We start from the raw sequence: 17,776 nt of genomic DNA on the forward strand, positions 1-17,776 counted from the left end.
CGCCGCGGTGCACCTCCGCCGCGCCCTCTTCCCCGTCCTGCTCGGGCTGGCCACCGCCACGGTCGTCCTGTTCCTCACGCTGCCCGTCGTCGCGATCTTCGTCGACACGGGCCCGGGCCGCCTGCTCGACAGCCTCGGCGACGAGGGCGCCCGCGAGGCGCTGTGGCTGAGCGCGCGCACGACCGCCGCGGCGATGGTGCTCATCGTCCTCGTCGGGACCCCGTGCGCGTACTTCCTCGCGACGCGGCGGTTCCGCGGGCGCGACGTGGCGATCACGCTGATCGAGCTGCCGCTCGTGCTGCCGCCGGCGGTCGCGGGCATCGCGCTGCTCGCGGCGGTCGGGCCGTCCGGCATCCTCGGCGGCGCGCTGGAGGACGCGGGGATCGAGCTGGCGCTGCAGACCGCGGGCGTGGTCGTCGCGGTGACGTTCGTCGCGGCGCCGTTCTACGTGCGCCAGGCGCTGGCGGCGTTCGCGGCGGTCGAGCCGACGCTGGTCGACGCGTCGCGCACGCTGGGCGCGAGCGAGGCGCGGACGTTCGCGCGCGTCGTGGTCCCGCAGGCGCGCGGCGGCCTGGTGGCGGGCGGCGCGCTGGCGCTCGGCCGGGCGCTCGGGGAGTTCGGCGCGACGCTGATGTTCGCGGGCTCGTTCGCGGGCATCACGCAGACCGCGCCGCTGGCGATCTACGCGCGGCTGGGGAGCGACTACGACGCGGCGCTCGCGCTGTCCGCCGTGCTCGTCGCGGTGTCGGCCGGCCTGCTGCTCGCGGTGAAGCTGGCCGAGCGCCGCGGCGACGACCTCGAGGTGGCTTGAGGTGACCGCGAGCAGGCTCGAGGTGGCGGCGCGGGCGCAGCTCGGCGCGACGCTCCTCGACGTCGAGATGGCGGTCGCGCCCGGGGAGTGCCTCGCGCTCGCCGGCCCGTCCGGCGCGGGCAAGACGAGCGTGCTGCGGGTCGTGGCCGGGCTCGTGACGCCCGACGCGGGGCGCGTGGCGTGCGATGGCGCGGTGTGGCTCGACACCGCCGCGGGCGTCGCGCGGCCGCCCGAGGAGCGCCGCTGCGGCTACCTCTTCCAGGAGCACGCGCTGTTCCCCCACCTGCGCGCGTGGGAGAACGTCGCCTACCCGCTGCGCGACGCGCCCCGGCGTGAGCGGCGTGCCCGCGCGTTGGAGCTGCTCGACCGCTTCGGGATGGCCGCCCACGCCGACGCGCGCCCACGCACGCTCAGCGGCGGCGAGCGCCAGCGGGTCGCGCTCGCGCGCGCGCTCGCGCGGCGCCCCGACGTGCTCCTCCTCGACGAGCCGCTCTCCGCCCTCGACGCCCGCACCCGCAAGGACGCCACCCGCGCCCTGGCGGCCGTCCTGCGCGACGCCGGGGTCCCCGCGCTGCTCGTCACCCACGACTTCACCGAGGCCGCCGAGCTGGGCGACCGCGTCGGCGTCATCGACCGCGGCCGCATCGTGCAGCAGGGCAGCGCGAGCGCCATCGCCGCCGCGCCCGCGAGCGCGTTCGTGGCCGACTTCGCGGGCGCGGTCGTGCTCACCGGGACGGCGGCGCCCGGCCCGGGCGGCCTCACGACCGTCACGCTCGACGGCGGCGCCGACACGATCGTCTCCACCGACACCGCGGTCGGCCCGGTCGCGGCGAGCGTCTACCCGTGGGAGATCGCGCTCTCCGCGCATCCGCCCGCGGGCGGCTCGGCCCAGAACCACCTCGCCGTGCGCGTCGTCACGACGACCGTGCTCGGCAACCGCGTGCGCGTCGCGCTCGACGGCGCGCACCGCCTCGCGGCCGAGATCACGACGCCGGCTGCGGAGGCCCTCGACCTGGCCCCCGGCCGCGAGGTCGTGGCGACGTGGAAGGCCACCGCGACGCGCCTCACACCGCGCTGACCGGCGCGGCCGCGCCGGCGGCGGCGAGCACCTCACGGGCCGCGCGCTCCCCCGACGTGAGGGCGCCGTCCATGTAGCCGCACCACACCTCGGCGGTCTCCGTCCCGGCCCAGTGGATGCGGCCGCACGGGCGGCGCAGCGCGAAGCCGAGCGACGTCAGCACGCCCGGCGGCAGGAACCCGCCGTAGCACCCGCGCGCGTACTTCTCCTCCGCCCACGCGCGCTCCACGTACTCGACCGGGTCGCTCGCCCGCGGCCCGAAGAACCGCGTGAAGCAGCGCAGGACCGCGCTCCGGCGCTCCTCCGGCGCGATCCGCCCGTGCAGGCGCGCCTGCTCGCCCTCGAAGAACCCCAGCAGGACGCCGACGCCGCCCGTGGAGGGCGTGTTGTCGAAGACGACCTTGATCGGGCCGTCGGTGCTCGTGACCTGCCCGGACAGCCCGTCGCGCCGCCAGAACGGCTCGTCGTAGACCGCCATGCACTTGATGACCGAGCCCTGCGGCATCCGCTGCGTGAGCTGGTCGCGGTAGCCGGGCAGCCCGGGCTCGTAGTCGATGCGTCCTGCGAGCGTCGGCGGGATCGCGACGATGACGCGCTCGGCCGTCGCCTCGACCCCGTCGGCCTGCACGACGAGCGACGCGCCGTCGTCCGCGATCCGGCGCACCGGGGCGCCGAGCACCACGCGGTCGCCCAGCCGCTCGGCCACCCGCACCGCGATGAGCTGCGAGCCGCCGACGACGCGGTGCTGCTGCGCGCCGCCGTCGGTCGAGACCACCGCGTCGAACCCGCCGGCGGAGTGCAGGTAGAACAGCGCGTGCAGGAGCGACAGCTCGGCCGGCTGCGCGGCGAACACGCCCTCGCACATCAGGGCGAAGAAGTCGCGTGCCGCCCGGCTCGCGACGTTGCGCCGCAGCCACGTCGCGACGGTCTGCGCGTCCCACGCCGCGGCCTTCGGCGCGCGCCAGGGCTCGTCGAGCGGCACCTGCCGCGCCATGCGGTCCAGCCGCGCCTGCGCCTGCGCGATGTCGGCGAGGACGAGCGGGTTGACCTTCGGGATGGCGCCCCGGTAGCGGCCGAGCCGGCCGCGGTGCTCGAACTGGTTGAAGCCCTCGTCGTACGTCGGGTGGAGCTCGAGGCCGAGGTCGGCGATCAGGGCGTTGACGCGCCGCTGGGTCGGGCCGACCCACTGGCCGCCGACCTCGACGACGCCGCCGGACGCGAGCTCGTGGTTGAGCACGCGCCCGCCCACGCGGTCGCACGCCTCGAGCACGACGACCGAGCGGCCGGCGGCGGTGAGCGACTGCGCGGCCGCCAGGCCGGCGAGCCCGGCTCCGACGACCACGACGTCGGCGTGGTGGCTGGTCATGGGGGCAGCCTCTCGCGTCGGTGCACGGCCGCGCTCCGCGATGTTCGCGAAGCCGGCGGCCCGTGTTCTGCGAACGTCGTAGGAGGTAGCGTTCGTCCCCCGTGAACGCCGCGCAGGCCCGGCAGATCTTCGACGACGTCGCCCGGGCGATCCGGGCGCGCGAGGACGAGCTGGTGGAGCGGATGCTCGCGCGGTTCGCGGCCGAGGTGCCCGAGTCCGGGGTGGGCGCCGACCCCGACATGGCGGCGGCGATGCGGCGCAGCAGCGTCGCCAACCTGCGCGCCGCGCTGCTCCAGCTGGCGCGCGACGGCCCGCCGCTGCCGTCCGGGCCGCCGGAGGACGCGGTGGTCGAGGCGCGCACGTCCGCGCAGGCCGGCGTCCCGCTCACCGCGCTGCTCCAGACCTACCGCATCGGCCAGTCGGTGGCGTGGGACGCCATGCTGGAGGCCGTCAACGCGATCGAGGGCCTGGACACGCAGGAGCGCGGGGAGGCGCTGCGGGCGTGCACGCAGCACACGTTCGCCTACATCGACGCGGTGATCCCGTTCGTCGCCGACGCGTACACGCGCGAGCGCGACCTGCTCCTCCGCAGCCGCGAGCAGCGGCGCGTGCAGCTCGTGCGCGACGTCCTCGACGGCGGCGAGGTGGACGGCGCCGAGCTCGGCTACGACCTGCGCGCGCACCACCGCGCCGCGGTCGCGTGGGGCCCCGGCGCGGACGCCGAGCTGGCGCGCCTGGCGACCGCGCTGGGCGCCCGGCTCCTGGTGGTGGCGGTGAGCGGCCAGACGACGTGGGGCTGGCTGGGCGGCGGCGCGGCCGGCGACGACCGGGCGCTGCGCGTGGCGGCGCCCGGCTCCTGGGACGGCGGGCTCGCGTTCGGGCGCGCGGCGGCGGGGCCGGACGGGTTCCGCAGCAGCCACCGCGAGGCGCGGGCGGCACACCGCATCGGCGTCGCGACCGCCGCGGCGGTCACGTGCTTCGACGACGTCGCGCTCGAGTCGCTGATGCTCGCCGACGAGGCCGCGGCGCGCGCGTTCGTGGCCGGCGAGCTGGCGGCGCTCGACGCCGGCCGCGACGGCGCCAAGCTCCGCGAGACGCTGAGCGCCTACTTCGCCTGCGGGTTCAACGCGTCGGCCGCCGCGGCGCTGCTGAAGGTCAACGACCGCACGATCGCCTACCGGCTCAACACCATCGAGCAGCTGCTCGGCCGGCCGGTGCGCGAGCGCCAGACCGAGCTGCAGGCCGCAATCCGGCTGGAGCGCGTCCTCGCCCCGCGCGGCTAGCGCAGGCCCAGGAAGGCTTCCAGCCGCGCGCGGAGCGCAGAGAGGCGGCGGTCGACGTTGAGCACGTCGAGCACGAGCTTGGCCTGCGTCTTGTCGAGCAGCAGCTCGTCCCGGTTGGCACGCAGCATGCGCAGCAGGTGCGGCTGCCCCTCTTCCTGCCGGGCGGCGGTGTGCATCTCGACCCGCTCCGCGAGTCCCCGTCGGCTGGAGGCGTCGAGGGTGACCTCGAGCCAGTCGCGTTCGTCTGCCATCCCCATGAAACCTACCCGGCCGGCGCGCACACGTCGCGCCGGCCAGGCAGTGAGCGCCGTCAGCGGCGCTCCGCGAGCACCTTCGCGTCGCCGTCGAGCAGCGCGTACGCCGCCGGTGCGATGCGCTTGCGGAACGCCGCGAGCGTGATGCGGACGCCGCGCCAGTCGCCTTCGAGCGCGCGGTTGAGGAGCACGGTCCGCACCGTGGTCGGCACACCGTCGACGGACGCCGCGAGGTGGACGAAGCCGTCCTGCGTGGCCTTCACGCGGAAGGCAGACGCCGCCAAGACGCGCTTGCCGTCCTCGCCGACCGCGCTCGCCTCCAGCCGGTGGTCACCCAGCGCCAGCGTGTCCGCGTCGATCGTCTCGCCCTCCGCGGTGGCCTTGCCGTCGAGCGTCACCTGGACCTCCGACGCGTGCTCGAGGCCGAGCGCCACGGTGACCTCGTCGCCGCGCTCGAGCGTGGCGCCGTCATGCGGCGCGAGCACCTTCACGACCGCGGGCTCGGGCGCCGGCGGGGGCGGCTCCTGGTCGGCGCGCAGGTTCCAGCCGACCAGCTCGCCCGGCCGGTTGGTGATGATGCCGTCGACGCCCGCGGCCTCCATCTTCGCCCACTCCACCGCGCTGTCGACGGTGTACGGCATGACCGCCACCCCTGCGGCGTTCAGCTCCTTGATCGCCGCCGGACGGGCCTTGATCGCGTCCCACGACGGGTTGTAGGCGACGACGCCGAGCTCCCGCGCCTTGGCGACCGGGTCCGTGTCGAGCGTGCTGCGCAGCAGCGCGGCCGGCAGCTCCGGCTCGGCCGCGAGCGACGCGCGGACGACGCTCTCGTCGAACGACTGCACGAGCGTGCGCCCGAGCATCCCCTTCGCGCGCACCGCCGCGACGATCCGCTGCACCTCGGCGGGCGTCTCGGGCCCCTTGATCTCCAGCAGGAGCTTGGCCCCGTCGGCCTTCACCTGGTCCAGGAGCGCGTCGAGCGACGGCAGCCGCTGGCCGGTGAACGCCGCGTTGAACCAGGAGCCGGCGTCGAGCGTGTCGAGGTACGACGACCGCAGCGCGCTCAGCGCGCCCGTTCCGTCCGTGGTCCGGTCGACCGTTCCGTCGTGGAGCACGTACGGCACGCCGTCGGCGTTCGTCGCCACGTCCGTCTCGACCCAGTCCGCCCCGGCGAGGTGGCCGGTCGTCATCGCCGCCAGCGTGTTCTCGGGCGTGATGCGCGAGTAGCCGCGGTGCGCGATCACCTTCGGCTGCACCGAGCCGTCGTCCGGCAGCACGAACGACTCGGCCGGGAGCTTCGTCACGACGACGTCGTCGAACGACACCTTCGCGCCGTTGACGACGAACCCGAGGCGTCCGTCCGCCGAGCGCTGGATCGCGCGCGTCGTCATGAGCTTCTGCCCGTTGAAGAACCACGTCCCCGACGAGCCGTGGACCTCGATCGCGACCTTGACGTCACGCCCGGTCGCCGCGTCGGTCGGCGCCGCCGCGGTGTCGGTGACGTTCCACGTGTTCGCGGCGGTGCGAATCGCGAACTCCGCCCCGTTCGTGGCGGTGGAGGTCGAGCGCAGGGCCGCGTGCGACCACGGCGGCTTGCCGTCGGTCGCGAGGTCGAGCGCGAGCGCGGTCCAGCGCGAGGCGTTCACGACGCTCTCGAAGCGCACCGTCGCCTCGAAGCGGAAGTGCTCCAGCCGCGGCCCGAAGGCGATCCGCGACAGCTGGCTGGTGTTGGGGGAGGTTCCGGCGAGACGTCCGTTCTCGATCTTCCAGTCGCCCTCGATGGCGGCCCATCCCGCGGGCAGGCCGGGGCCGTCGAAGCGCTCCTCCAGCACCTTCGTGCCGGCGGGGTCGGTCGCGGCGCCCGCTGCGGCGGGAGCGATCAGTCCTGCCGCGGCGATCAGCGCGGCGGCAGTGAGTCGGCGTGCGTCGAGCATCGCCGCGCGACGCTAAGCGCAGCACGGCCGCACCGGATGTCAAAGCCGTGAGCGTCCGGTGACGATCTTGTGTCCAGGGGCTCAAGCGGGACGCCCCGGTGCCGATGACCGGGAGTGCCCCCGCCCCGCGTTCCCCATGCCCGATCGCATCCTCACCTCCGCCGTCGTCACCCGCGGCGACACCCGCACCCCGACCCTGTTCGAGCTTCGGCTCCTCCAGCGCAGCCTCGACGAGCGCGTGGACACGCTCGACGGGCGCATCGACACGCTGCTGCGCCTCGGTGGCCCGCCGTTCGCCGAGGCCGCGGCGGAGATCGACGTGCTGTGCGCGGCGATCGAGGAGGCGCAGGGGCTGCGCGACGACGCGCAGGCCGCCATCGCCGCCGTCCTCGCCCGCCGCGAGGAGCGCCGCAGCGGCCGCCGCCGCTGGAACTGAGCCGCTCAGTCCTCGGGGACCGGCGGGAACCGCCGGCGGACGAGCTCGACCAGCTCCTCCGGGCCCGGCAGGCACGCGTCCGCGCCGTCCGGCACCGGGTGCTGGCGCCACGCGCGCCCGCCGAGCACGACGCACGGCCGCGGCTCCAGCTCCGTCAGGAGCGCGAGGAGCGGGCCCACCGCGGGCGCGCTGGAGGCCATCGCGGTCGACAGCCCGACGACGTCCGGCTGCTCCTCGGCCACCAGCTCGGCGAGGCTGACCGCCGGCACCGACGCGCCCAGCTCGACGACCTCCCACCCCTCGGCCTCGAGGAAGTCGGCCGCCATCGCGAGGCCGAGCTCGTGCTGCTCGCCCGGCGTGCAGGCCAGCACCGCGAGCCGCCCGCCGGTCGGCGGGACGCGCATCCGCGCGCCCAGCGACGCCAGCAACGCGTCGGTCACCTGCGTCGCGAAGTGCTCGCGCGCGACGCCGATCTCCGCGCGCTCCCACCGCTCCCCCACGTCCTGCATCACCGGCGCGAGCACGTCCAGGTACGCGCGCCGGATCGGCAGTCCGTCGTCCACGGCCAGCTCGACCACCGCGCGGGCGCGCGTCGGGTCCCCCGCCAGCAGCGCCGCCAGGTACGACTCGCGCAGCGTGGCCTCGGTCGCCGTCACCGTGACGGCGGTTCTACCCCAAGCCGAGCGCCCTTTCCACTCGTCCGCGCAGTTCGCCGTCGGGATCGGCGGCCGAGCCCATCGTCGCGCGGGCGGTGGCCGGCTGGTTGAAGTTGAAGAGCGCGAGGTCGAGCGCGGCGAGCGGGGCCTCGGCCGCCTCCGCGAGATCGGCGGCGCGCCGCTCGAGGATGACCGTGTCGCCGATGCCGAAGATGCGCTTGGCGGCGATCGTCGCGCCGTCGTCGGGGTCGCCCAGGCGCAGCTCGGTCGGCTCGATCTCCGCCAGGCCGAGGCGGCCGAGCGAGATCAGCAGCTCGACGCGGCCCGCCCGCGCGAAGCCCGGGAGCGACAGGCGCTCGAACAGCCGCGAGAAGCGGCGGGCGGGCGTCCACGCGCTCTCGCCCGTGAAGGCGGCCTGCTGCGAGCCGGCGCGCGCGGCCCACGCGCGGTAGGCCTCGGCGGTGCGGGTCGGCTGCTTGGGGTCGACCGTCGTGCGCGGGCCGAGCACCGTGCCCTCCTCCAGCCGCGGCGCCTCGCCCGACGCCCACGTGGTGCGGACGGCCTCGATCGACGCGAACGGCCCGTCCTCGCCCGCCAGCGGACTCAGGTGCGCGATCTGGAACGCGAGCCAGAGCGCCTCCTCCGGGTTCTCGCTCAGCGCCACCTCGGCGTACAGCCCGGGCGGGTCGGAGCGCAGCTGCTCCAGGCGCGCCTGCGCGAACGCGATCTCCTCGGCCAGTCGCCGCGCATCGCCAGAGGCCTTCAGCCCGGGGACGAGCTCGTGCTCGAAGCCGTCCTCGACCGCGCGCGCCTGGCGCCGCACCACCATCCCGGACGACCCGCGCCCGCCGGACGAGGAGCGGCGCGACGACGTGCTGTCGGACGCGCGCCGGCCGGGCACACCGCCGACCTTCGCAGCGTCGGGCTTGGACGACACCGGCCGCGGCGAGCTCCCGCCGACCGCGCCGGGCTCCTTCGGATTGCAGATCCGGCAGTTCTGTTCGAATCGCCCGTGACGGCAGAACGAAGGCATGCACCTACTGTGGCACGCCGCTGACGAAGAGCCCGGTCGCGAACCGCGCGGCGCCCTCCGGGTCCACCGGATCGCGCTCCATCATCCGCAGGCCGACCTCCACGCCGACCCCGACCATGGCCGCCGCGAGGTACTCGGTGTCGGTCTCCGGGAGCAGCCCGCGCGCGACCGCCAGCTCCAGGTCGTCGCGCAGCTCGGTCGTCCCCGCGCCGAGCGTCGGCTCGTCGAACATCGCGCGGAACGTCCCCGCGTTGCGGCGCGTCAGCTCGAACGTCACCGGGTCCTCGGCGACGAACCGGAAGTACGCCAGGTAGCCGCTGTAGACGAACTCGTAGAGCGTCGTCGCCGTCCCGCGGCCGGCGCGCACGGCCTCGCGCCCGCGCACCGCGGCCTCCTCGATCAGCGCGCGGAACACCGACTCCTTGTCGGGGAAGTAGTTGTAGAACGTGCCCGCCGCCAGGTCGGTCCGGCGGATGACGTCGCGGACGGTCGCCGCGCCGTAGCCGATCTCGGCGAACACCTCCCGCGCCGCCTCCAGGATCGCGGCGCGGTTGGCCTGCTTGGTCTGCTCGCGCCGGCCGGCCGGGAGCGCGCTCACGCGGGCACGCCCTCCTCCACCTTGGCCTGCACCTGCGGCACGTAGCCCGCCGCGGCCGCGCGCGCCGCGCCCGCCTTGCGCTCCTTCTCCAGCTTGTAGAGGTAGGAGTCGAAGTCGACCTGGATCGTGTGGCGCTTGGAGGCGACGTACCGCTTGCTCATCGCCTGCGCATCGTCGCGCATGTGCGCGCGCATCGCCTCGGGCGACGGGAGCCGGTACTCGCCGAGCAGGTAGGACGCGACCCACTTGCCCTGCGCCTCGGCGAGCGGCATCACCGCGCCGAGCGGCTGGAGCAGGCCGATGAACGCGAGGTTCGGGATGCTCGGGTCGAACACGCGCCAGTACAGGTCGATCTTGTTGTCCGGGGCGGAGATGAACGTCTCGTCGAAGAACGGGAACGAGATCTTGTAGCCGGTGCAGAAGATCACGACGTCCGCGTGCACGCGCGTGCCGTCGGTGAACTCGACCTCGTCCGCGTGCAGCCGCGCGATGTTCGGCTTCGGCGCGATCTTGCCGTGCGTGATCCGGTCGTGGATGCGACCGGAGATCGTCGGGTGCGCCGAGCCGAAGCGGTGGTCGGGCTTCTGGAGCCCGAACTTCTCCGGCTTGCCGACGTGCAGCGTGACGATCTTCTCCATGATCCGCGCGCCGATCGAGAACGGCATGCGCGGGTCGGTGGCGAGCGTGTCGAGCGGCTTGCCGAACAGGTACTTGGGGATGATCCACGCGCCCCGGCGGGCGGCCAGGTACGTGTTCGCCGCGACCTCGGCGGACTCGACGGCGATGTCCATCGCGCTGTTGCCCATGCCGAGCACGACGACGTCCTTGCCGCGCAGGTCCGTGTTGTCGACGTAGTCGTGCGCGTGCAGGACCGTGCCCTGGAAGTCCTTCGTGCCGGGGAACTCGGGCTCGGGCCAGCGCTTGTCCCAGTGGTGGCCGTTGGCGACCAGCAGGGCGTCGAAGCGGTGCGTCTCGCCGTCGGACGTGCGGAGCTCCCACGTGCCGTCGTCGCGGCGCGCGGCGTGCTCGACGCTGGTCTCGAACCGGATGCGGTCGCGGAAGCCGAAGTGGTCGACGTAGGCGTCGAAGTAGCGCGCGATCTGGTCGTGGCGCGGGAAGTCGGGGTAGTCCTCCGGCATCGGGTAGTCGGCGTACGCCATGCGGCCGCGCGACGTGTTGATGTGGAGCGAGCGGTACGCCGCCGACATCTTGTTCTTGTTGCCGAAGACCCAGTTGCCGCCCACCCGGTCGGACGCCTCGAAGCACGTGACGTCGATGCCGCGCTCGTGCAGCGCCTTGACGGCGGCGATGCCGGACGAGCCGGCTCCGATGACGGCGGCGGTGGGCTTCTGGGGCATGGACGGTGACCTCGTGGTTCGGTTCGCGCGGGAAGGTCGCGACGAAAGTTGACGCCCGCGTCACCTTAGCGCTCGTTTGACACGGTGTCGAGCACGTAAGGTCCGGCGGCCTTCCGGCAGAGAAGAGACGTGAGCCCGCCTCGCTGGACGCTGTACGAGACGCACCTCCCCGCCATCCGCGCGTACGCCGCGCGGCGGGTCGAGCCCGACGCCGTCGACGACGTCGTCGCCGAGACGTTCGCGATCGCCTGGCGCAAGCTGCCGCGCGTCGACGATCCGCTGCCGTGGCTGTACGGCGTGGCGCGCAAGGTCGTGCACGGCCACCGGCGCTCGCATGCCCGGCGCGGCGCGCTGCTCGCGCGGGTCGCCAGCGGAGCGTCGCCGGCCGCGTCCGCACCCGATCCCGCCGAGCGTGTCGCCGGCGCCGATCCCGCGCTCGCCCGGGCGCTCGCCGCGCTCTCGCCCGTCGAGCGCGAGGCGATCTGCCTCGTCGCCTGGGAGGGCGTGTCCGGCGCCGACGCGGCCCGCGCCGCCGGCTGCTCGCCCAACGCGTTCGCCGTCCGGCTCTCCCGCGCGCGGGCGCGCCTGCGCGACGCGCTCGCCTCCTCCGACACCGCCCCCGCCCCTTCGCTGCAGGAGCTCTCCGCATGACCGACCTGATGACCGATCCCGTGCTCGACCGCCTCCGCGCCGCCGACCCCGCTGCCGCGGACCCCGCGTTCATGGCCGCCCCGCCCGATCCCGCGCGCGTGACCGCCGCGCGCCGCCGCCGGACGGGCGCCCGCGCCGCCCGCATCGCCGTGCCGGGCACGGCGCTCGCCGCCGCCGCGGTGGTCGCGGCGCTCGTCCCGGCCGGCAGCGACGGGGGCCTCGCGGTCGCCGACGTGGTGGCGCGCGCGGCCGCCGCGGCCGACGTGCCCTCCAACCGCATCGTCGTCACGCAGAGCGAGGTCGACGCACGCTGGAGCGACGGCGGCCTGTGGCAGCGCAAGACCGTGTGGGTCCGCGTCGGCGCGGACGGCAAGCCGGTCGCGGTCCGCTCGCTCGTCACCGACGCGCGCGGCGAGCGCACCGAGAAGGGCGTCGAGGACGTGTCCTACCGCGATGCGGACGGCCGCAAGATCCTGAAGCAGCGCGACCCGCGCACCGGCGAGGTCAAGCAGGCCGAGGGCGAGATGGTGCCCTCGCTGATCTTCCAGGCGCAGGCGCTGCTCGAGCGCGCGCGGCGCGGCGAGGACGCGCAGGTGCGGCTCGACGGCGAGACGACGTTCGGCGGGCACCGCGCGCTGCGGCTCGTCGTCACCGGCGTGCAGGACCCGGCGCTCCCGGGCGACCGCGACGAGCTGCTGGTCGACGCCGAGAGCTACGCGCCGCTCGCGGTGACGCACCACAGCGAGGGCACCGCGGTGAACGGCAAGCCGTTCGTCTACGACCTCACCGAGCGGGTGGTCGCGCAGCGGGTGCTGCCGGACGACGCGGCGCACCGCGAGCAGCTCGAGCTGGGCGGTCCGACCGGCTGAGGTGTTGACTTCCGATGGACGTTGACACGGTGTCATGACACCGTTTCCCGGAGGTCTATCGTTCCGCCGATGCTGTCCCGCCTCGGGGGAGCGAGCGCGCTCGCAGCGACGGTCGCGCTCGCTCTGTCCACCACCCCTGCCGCGGCTCGCGACTACGCCGAGACCGCGCTGAACATCGTCCCCTCCGGCCAGTGGGGAGGCATCCCGGTCCCGGCCGGCGCCGACTCGCAGGCGAAGATGTACGACGCGCTGACGCCGCTGTTCGACCAGGTCACGAACGCCGACCTGCAGCGCACCTTCAAGTCGGCCAAGCTCGGCGACGCGCCCGGGCCGACGCGCACCGAGAAGGTCCCGCGCAAGGGCGTCTCGATCGTGCGCGACAAGTACAACGTCCCGCACATCAAGGGCCGCACGCGCGACGACGTGGTGTGGGCGATGGGGTGGGTCCTCCAGGAGGACCGCGGGCTGCTGCTCGCCCAGGGCCGCAACCCGGGCCGCCTCGCGGCGCTCGACGTGCCGGGCATCAGCGCGTTCGGGCTCGTCACGCGGCTCACGCCGTTCGCCCCGACCAAGGAGGCGGACCGGATCATCGAGCGCGAGCAGGTCCGCAACCTGCGCGCCGCCGGCAAGGACGGCCGCGCGATCCTCCACGAGATCGACGTCTACATCGACGGCATCAACGCGCGCATGCGCGCGGAGAAGTCGACGCAGCCGCCGTTCGAGCGCGCCGACATCTTCGGCTTCATCGCGCTGGCGGGCGAGCTGTTCGGACGCGGCGGCGGTGACGAGGCGTCGCGCTCGCAGCTCCTCGACGGGCTGCGCGACCGGCTCGGCGCGAGCAAGGCGTCGCAGGTGTTCGACGACCTGACGTCGACCAACGACGCGGACCGCTCGAACACGCTGACGCGCGCGTTCCCGTACAACGCGATCCCGAAGAAGGCGACCGGCAACGCCGTGCTCGACGCGGGCTCGTTCAAGCCGACGACGTTCGGGGCGACCGCGAGCGCGGCCAACGCCGCCGCGGAGTCGGTCGAGCCGCGGGGCGGCGTGCCGCACGCGTCGAACTTCCTGATGGTGTCGGGCAAGCGCTCGACGAACGGGCACCCGCTCTTCGTCGCGGGCCCGCAGATCGGCTACTACTACCCCGGCCTGACGCTGGAGGCCGACATCTCGTGGCCCGGCCACGCGATGCGCGGCATCTACTCCCCCGCGCACCCGGGCGTCATCTTCATCGGCCGCGGCGAGGACTTCGCGTACTCGCTGACGTCGGCCGGCAACGACACCGCGGACGAGTTCGTGGAGACGCTGTGCGGCGGCTCGACGACGAAGTACCGCTACAAGGGCCGCTGCCGCTCGATGGGCACCGTCAACGCGGGCGTCCTGGCCGGCAAGGAGAAGATCACGTACCGCACGACGGTGCACGGCCCGGTCACCGGCTATGGCACGGTGAACGGCAAGCGCGTGGCGATCTCCCGCTCCCGCTCCAGCGCCGGCCGTGACGCGCTGTGGATGCTGCCGTTCCGCGACGCGACGCTCGGCCGCATCGCCTCGTCGGAGGACCTGTTCAAGGCCGCCAACCGGCAGCCGTACACGTTCAACGTCGCCTACGCCGACGACCGCGACATCGCGATGTTCTCGGCCGGCCGGCTGCCGATCCGCGACCCGCGCGTCGACCCGCGCCTGCCCACGAAGGGCACCGGCGAGTACGAGTGGCGCGGCTTCCTGCCGGGCTCCAAGCACCCGCAGCAGAAGAACCCGGGCAACGGGATCCTGCTCAACTGGAACAACCGCCCGGCGCCGGAGTTCGGCGCCGCGGACAACGACTGGGAGCACGGCGCGCTGCACCGCAACCGCCTGCTCGAGGCCGGCATCGCCAAGCGCGAGAAGCACGACCTCGCGTCGGTGACCGCGGCGATGAACGCGGCGGCCACGCAGGACATCCGCTCCTACGGGCTGACCCTGTCGATCAGCGCGCTGCTGCAGGGGACGAACGCCCCGTCGCCGCGCGCGCAGCAGATGCTCGACCTGCTCGTGAGCTGGAAGGCGATCGGCTCCTCGCGGCTGGACCGTGACGAGGACGGCGTGATCGACGCCGGCCCCGCGCCCGCGATCTGGGACGAGCTCTACCCGCGCCTCGTCGACGCGGTGATGGGCGGCGTGCTCGGCCCGCAGCTCGCGGAGTTCAAGGAGATCGTCGGGACGACGAACTCGACCCGCAGCGGGTTCACCAACGGCGGCCTGAACTACGTCGACAAGGACCTGCGGTCCCTCCTCGGCACGAGGTTCGCCGACCCGTACTCGACCCGCTACTGCGGCGCCGGCGACGTGGCCGCGTGCCGCGCGGCGATCTGGAAGGCCATCGAGGACACCGGCGCGGCGCTGGAGGCCAAGCAGGCCAGCGCCGACCCCGCCGCGTGGAAGGCCGACGCGAACGCCGAGCGCATCACGTTCGCCCCCGGCCTCCTGCAGACGAAGATCCGCTACACCAACCGCCCGAGCGGCATCCAGCAGGTGGTCTCCTTCACGGGCCACCGCCCGCGGAAGTAGAAACACCCGCCGGCGCGCCCGCACTACCGGCGGGCGCGCCGCGTACGCCGATGCTCGTGAGGCTGGGCGCGGGGGCGTACACGACAAGCTTGGGCCGCGACCCTCACTCACCACGAAGCAGCGGGGATCGCTCAAACTGAGCGTCCACGTGCTCCTTGACATGCCTCGCGCACGGGAGATCTGCGCGCAATTCCTGCCACGTACTTCGGGCCAGCTCAACGGTTTGGTCGACGATCTCCATTAGGTCTTCCGAGACACCAGCTTTTCGTAGCAACCTCGCGAACGTTCCGCGCGAGATCTCAGCGACGTCGCGTTCACCGGCGAGGGTGAGCGCGAGAGGGTCACGGTCGATGTAGGCACCCGTGCAGACGAAATCGTAGGCTGGCGAGAGGCTGACGCTTCGCGGCTGCGGATACCGCAGCGTCCAGTTCTTAAGGTGCGCGTCTCCGTTGTCCATGGCGACTAGGAGCACGAGTCGACGTAGCATCTCGCGTACGCCAGCAGGGCCCACAATGGCGTCGACCAGCCGCACGAGACTGGCGTAACCGGCGTGTCCGTACTTCTGCTCGGGGAAAAGACCGGCGACCTGAGCGAAGTCCTCCATATGCTGTCGACCGTTGTTCTCGCGGTCGAAACGCCGAATCGCATATGCGACGTTCTCCTCGCGTCGGAGGCGCAGCACCTCGACCGGAAGACCGTCGATCTCGTCGAGTGAGATCAGCCGGACTTCGGGGACCTCGACGCCCACCTCAGCCGCCCAGGTCATCATCGAGTACTCGTTCGCGGGTACACCTTCGTACCGCGCATCGGGAAGCTTGACGATCCACTCACCCGCCACGCCACTGATCGGCACCACGAACCCACGGTCCTCGTCGTGCAACGCCGAGAACTTGAGCTGGACGCCCGCAAGGCTGAACTTGAACAGAGGGTCGTCGAGTTCTGGAACGTTGATCGTGTCCTCCTCCGACGCCTCGTCGGGCGACTGGCTGAGGTCGTCGACCGGCTGGGCGACCAGCGCGCCTGGCAGGTCCGCTCCCAACTGGGCTAGAAGGCGAAACTCGCTGTTCTCGCTTACGTCGTTCCCTCGTGCAACGAATCGCCGGAACGGGCCCTCCGGTAGCAGGTTGCTGAACCACGGCGGAAGGCGGCCGCTAGTCCCGAAACGCCTGTGTGGATCATCTTCGAACCGCTGACCAAGGATCGGACGTCGTGGATCCGAAGCCCACTCGTGGTCAGGTAGGAAGGTTGTCTTCCCGTCCAGGTAGCGGAGGTGCCCGATAAGCGTCTGATCAAGTGACAGTCGGACAAACGTGGGATCACTCATCGTCCGTCAGCAGCGCGTCGATCGGCGGTCGATCCGAATCATGCATGACCGCCTTCTCCTGCCAGAGCCGATCGAAGAGCCGCCGTAGCTCGCTCTCTCGTGCAACGAGAAAGCCTGGCTCGTCGCCGCGCCGGAGCGCGGTAAGCGCGTCTTGGTCAATGGCATGGCTGCGCAAGACATGCTCCGGCGCCTCAAGCAACGCGTTCGCGGTGTCCCCCTGCTCGAGAGAGGGGTGGAGCAACCGATCGACGAGACCGAGCTCAGTCGGTGCTCTTCCCGTGATGATGAGCATTCCGTCTTCGGCTGCTTGTGCCGGATCGACGATGCCGTCGCCTGATAGGGATTCGGGGTTCAACGACCAAAGGGTGTTGAACGCGAGCCGTCCCGCCGCCGTGTTAAGCCGAGGCGCGTGCAGATCCGGTTCCCGTCCAATCAACGGCGGAACGAGCCCAACAAGCCGTTGCACGCTTGCGTGCTCGTCTTCGTCGATCGACTTAACGGCCCGTCGTAGCGCAGAGGTGAAGCCGTCGGGCTGAATACCGACGATGGCCCCTCGCCAGACCCAGCGACGCAGAAGCTCACGAGATCGCGGATGGGGCTTCGGATGCACCGCGAAAAACCGCGTCAGCGTTGGAATCACCATCGCGTATGGCACGACCCTGGCGAGCGGGAATCCACATTGCTCCTGCAAGAAGGTGATAGTCAGTCGCAACGCGTGTTCCGCGTCGCGGAAACCGGCAACCGCCTCGTCCCTAGACGCGAACTCCTCCTCGAAATCGCGAAACGCGTCACCGCCGCGCGACGCGAGCAGCGAGCGAAGCAGCGTCGCCTGATCGAGTTCGCCGAACCCAGTTCCCGCAAGGGTGTCGCCAAGGGCTCGTAGGCTCGTCGGCTCCGAATCCCCGCGATGGCCGTGGAGCGCGTCGAACACCTCCGCTGCCCGCAGAGGCTTGCCGCCCCTGTTGACGCGCTGGAACACGTCACGCAGCGCTTCCTCGTCCGTGCCCTCGACAACGTACGTCGGCACGCGGTACTCACGGACCCGCTTCGATAGAGCCAGGGCACGTTCGACGTGCTCAGGTGAACTCGCCTCTTCCGGGTAGTCGCGAAGCCAGCCGAGCAGACGCTGGGTATCGAGCACTGCGTTGAGCGGAAGCCAGTGTCCGGGTGCGGGCTGAGCACCGCGACGACGGAGCTTCCCGTCACGCAGGTCGTAGAAGACCCTGAACCGGTGGTCTTCGACGTCGTCGGGAGCAAGCAGAACGCCTGCGAGCGAAGTCAGCCTCTGCTGGCCATCAACCACCCAATGTGCGTCGCTCATTGGAGGTGCGTCCACTTCGAGGGGGCCAAGCTTCACATGCTCAGCCTCAGCGCTTCGCTGCCATAAGAGCAGCGTTCCAATCGGATAGCCCTTGGCAACGGAGTCGAACAGGGCGAGGACATCTCGCTCGTTCCATCGGAACAGGCGTTGAAACGACGGAATCCGGATGGCGCCACGCCGTACCTGATCGATGAGATCGTCCAGTGGGATGGTCTCTGCGCGCAGACGGATAGGCGCATGGTCCTCGATCACCCAAG

16 protein-coding genes are annotated in these 17,776 nt (G+C 72.7%); 7 read left to right on the plus strand and 9 right to left on the minus strand.

The window, feature by feature from the left end; translation table 11 throughout:
* The first annotated feature begins 7 nt into the window (after positions 1–7).
* Together AC1UE5_RS24640 and AC1UE5_RS24645 are read left to right on the plus strand one after the other, a co-directional pair.
* Entirely contained in the window at positions 8–811 is an 804-nt protein-coding gene (locus AC1UE5_RS24640; protein ID WP_482928583.1) for an ABC transporter permease, read from the plus strand.
* Position 812: 1 nt separating this feature from the next.
* Positions 813–1,889, plus strand: coding sequence for an ATP-binding cassette domain-containing protein (locus tag AC1UE5_RS24645; protein WP_482928584.1), 1,077 nt, complete (start codon positions 813–815; stop codon positions 1,887–1,889).
* Here AC1UE5_RS24645 and AC1UE5_RS24650 read toward each other — a convergent pair.
* Positions 1,876–3,297, minus strand: a complete 1,422-nt coding sequence (locus AC1UE5_RS24650; protein WP_482928676.1) for a flavin monoamine oxidase family protein — start codon at positions 3,295–3,297, stop codon at positions 1,876–1,878. The two genes, AC1UE5_RS24645 and AC1UE5_RS24650, sit on opposite strands and share 14 nt — an antisense overlap.
* A 59-nt stretch (positions 3,298–3,356) precedes the next feature.
* On the opposite strand from AC1UE5_RS24650, the gene AC1UE5_RS24655 reads away from it, so the two are divergent.
* Complete coding sequence (locus tag AC1UE5_RS24655; protein WP_482928585.1) at positions 3,357–4,538, plus strand: PucR family transcriptional regulator; 1,182 nt, start codon at positions 3,357–3,359, stop codon at positions 4,536–4,538.
* Here the strand turns inward: AC1UE5_RS24655 and AC1UE5_RS24660 are convergent.
* Both AC1UE5_RS24660 and AC1UE5_RS24665 read right to left on the minus strand, forming a co-directional pair.
* Positions 4,535–4,789: a hypothetical protein gene (locus tag AC1UE5_RS24660; RefSeq protein ID WP_482928586.1), complete on the minus strand. Its 255-nt coding sequence runs from the start codon at positions 4,787–4,789 to the stop codon at positions 4,535–4,537. The two genes, AC1UE5_RS24655 and AC1UE5_RS24660, sit on opposite strands and share 4 nt — an antisense overlap.
* Before the next feature lie 59 nt (positions 4,790–4,848).
* Complete coding sequence (locus AC1UE5_RS24665) at positions 4,849–6,726, minus strand: glycerophosphodiester phosphodiesterase family protein (protein WP_482928587.1); 1,878 nt, start codon at positions 6,724–6,726, stop codon at positions 4,849–4,851.
* 136 nt (positions 6,727–6,862) lie between these two features.
* Between AC1UE5_RS24665 and AC1UE5_RS24670 the strand changes: the two genes are divergently transcribed.
* Entirely contained in the window at positions 6,863–7,162 is a 300-nt protein-coding gene (locus tag AC1UE5_RS24670) for a hypothetical protein (protein WP_482928588.1), read from the plus strand.
* Between the two features lie 5 nt (positions 7,163–7,167).
* On the opposite strand, the gene AC1UE5_RS24675 is transcribed toward AC1UE5_RS24670, so the two are convergent.
* The 4 genes from AC1UE5_RS24675 to AC1UE5_RS24690 all read right to left on the minus strand — a co-directional run bounded on the left by AC1UE5_RS24675 (position 7,168) and on the right by AC1UE5_RS24690 (position 10,807).
* The gene (locus tag AC1UE5_RS24675; RefSeq protein WP_482928589.1) at positions 7,168–7,818 is read right to left on the minus strand and encodes a cobalamin B12-binding domain-containing protein; all 651 of its coding nucleotides are present in this window, start codon (positions 7,816–7,818) and stop codon (positions 7,168–7,170) included.
* A gap of 13 nt (positions 7,819–7,831) precedes the next feature.
* Complete coding sequence (locus AC1UE5_RS24680) at positions 7,832–8,755, minus strand: hypothetical protein (RefSeq protein ID WP_482928590.1); 924 nt, start codon at positions 8,753–8,755, stop codon at positions 7,832–7,834.
* A gap of 100 nt (positions 8,756–8,855) precedes the next feature.
* Positions 8,856–9,449 (minus strand): TetR/AcrR family transcriptional regulator, encoded by a 594-nt coding sequence (locus AC1UE5_RS24685; protein WP_482928591.1) that lies wholly within the window; start codon positions 9,447–9,449, stop codon positions 8,856–8,858.
* Complete coding sequence (locus AC1UE5_RS24690; protein WP_482928592.1) at positions 9,446–10,807, minus strand: flavin-containing monooxygenase; 1,362 nt, start codon at positions 10,805–10,807, stop codon at positions 9,446–9,448. The genes AC1UE5_RS24685 and AC1UE5_RS24690 overlap by 4 nt, the downstream gene beginning before the upstream one ends.
* A 129-nt stretch (positions 10,808–10,936) precedes the next feature.
* Here AC1UE5_RS24690 and AC1UE5_RS24695 point away from each other — a divergent pair, with 129 nt between their 5' ends.
* From AC1UE5_RS24695 to AC1UE5_RS24705, 3 genes are all read left to right on the plus strand, one after another.
* Complete coding sequence (locus AC1UE5_RS24695) at positions 10,937–11,458, plus strand: RNA polymerase sigma factor (RefSeq protein WP_482928593.1); 522 nt, start codon at positions 10,937–10,939, stop codon at positions 11,456–11,458.
* Positions 11,455–12,327 carry a hypothetical protein gene (locus tag AC1UE5_RS24700; protein WP_482928594.1) on the plus strand — a complete coding sequence of 291 codons (873 nt, stop codon included), beginning with the start codon at positions 11,455–11,457 and terminating at the stop codon, positions 12,325–12,327. The genes AC1UE5_RS24695 and AC1UE5_RS24700 overlap by 4 nt, the downstream gene beginning before the upstream one ends.
* Positions 12,328–12,396: 69 nt before the next feature.
* On the plus strand, positions 12,397–14,874 hold the full coding sequence (locus AC1UE5_RS24705) for a penicillin acylase family protein (protein ID WP_482928595.1): 2,478 nt from the start codon (positions 12,397–12,399) through the stop codon (positions 14,872–14,874).
* A gap of 103 nt (positions 14,875–14,977) precedes the next feature.
* On the opposite strand, the gene AC1UE5_RS24710 is transcribed toward AC1UE5_RS24705, so the two are convergent.
* On the minus strand, positions 14,978–16,198 hold the full coding sequence (locus tag AC1UE5_RS24710; RefSeq protein ID WP_482928596.1) for a type II toxin-antitoxin system HipA family toxin: 1,221 nt from the start codon (positions 16,196–16,198) through the stop codon (positions 14,978–14,980).
* A complete protein-coding gene (locus AC1UE5_RS24715) occupies positions 16,191–17,771 on the minus strand; it encodes a GmrSD restriction endonuclease domain-containing protein (protein ID WP_482928597.1) in 1,581 nt (526 codons plus the stop codon). The genes AC1UE5_RS24710 and AC1UE5_RS24715 overlap by 8 nt, the downstream gene beginning before the upstream one ends.
* Between the last annotated feature and the right edge of the window lie 5 nt (positions 17,772–17,776).

Source organism: Parviterribacter multiflagellatus, assembly GCF_056863265.1.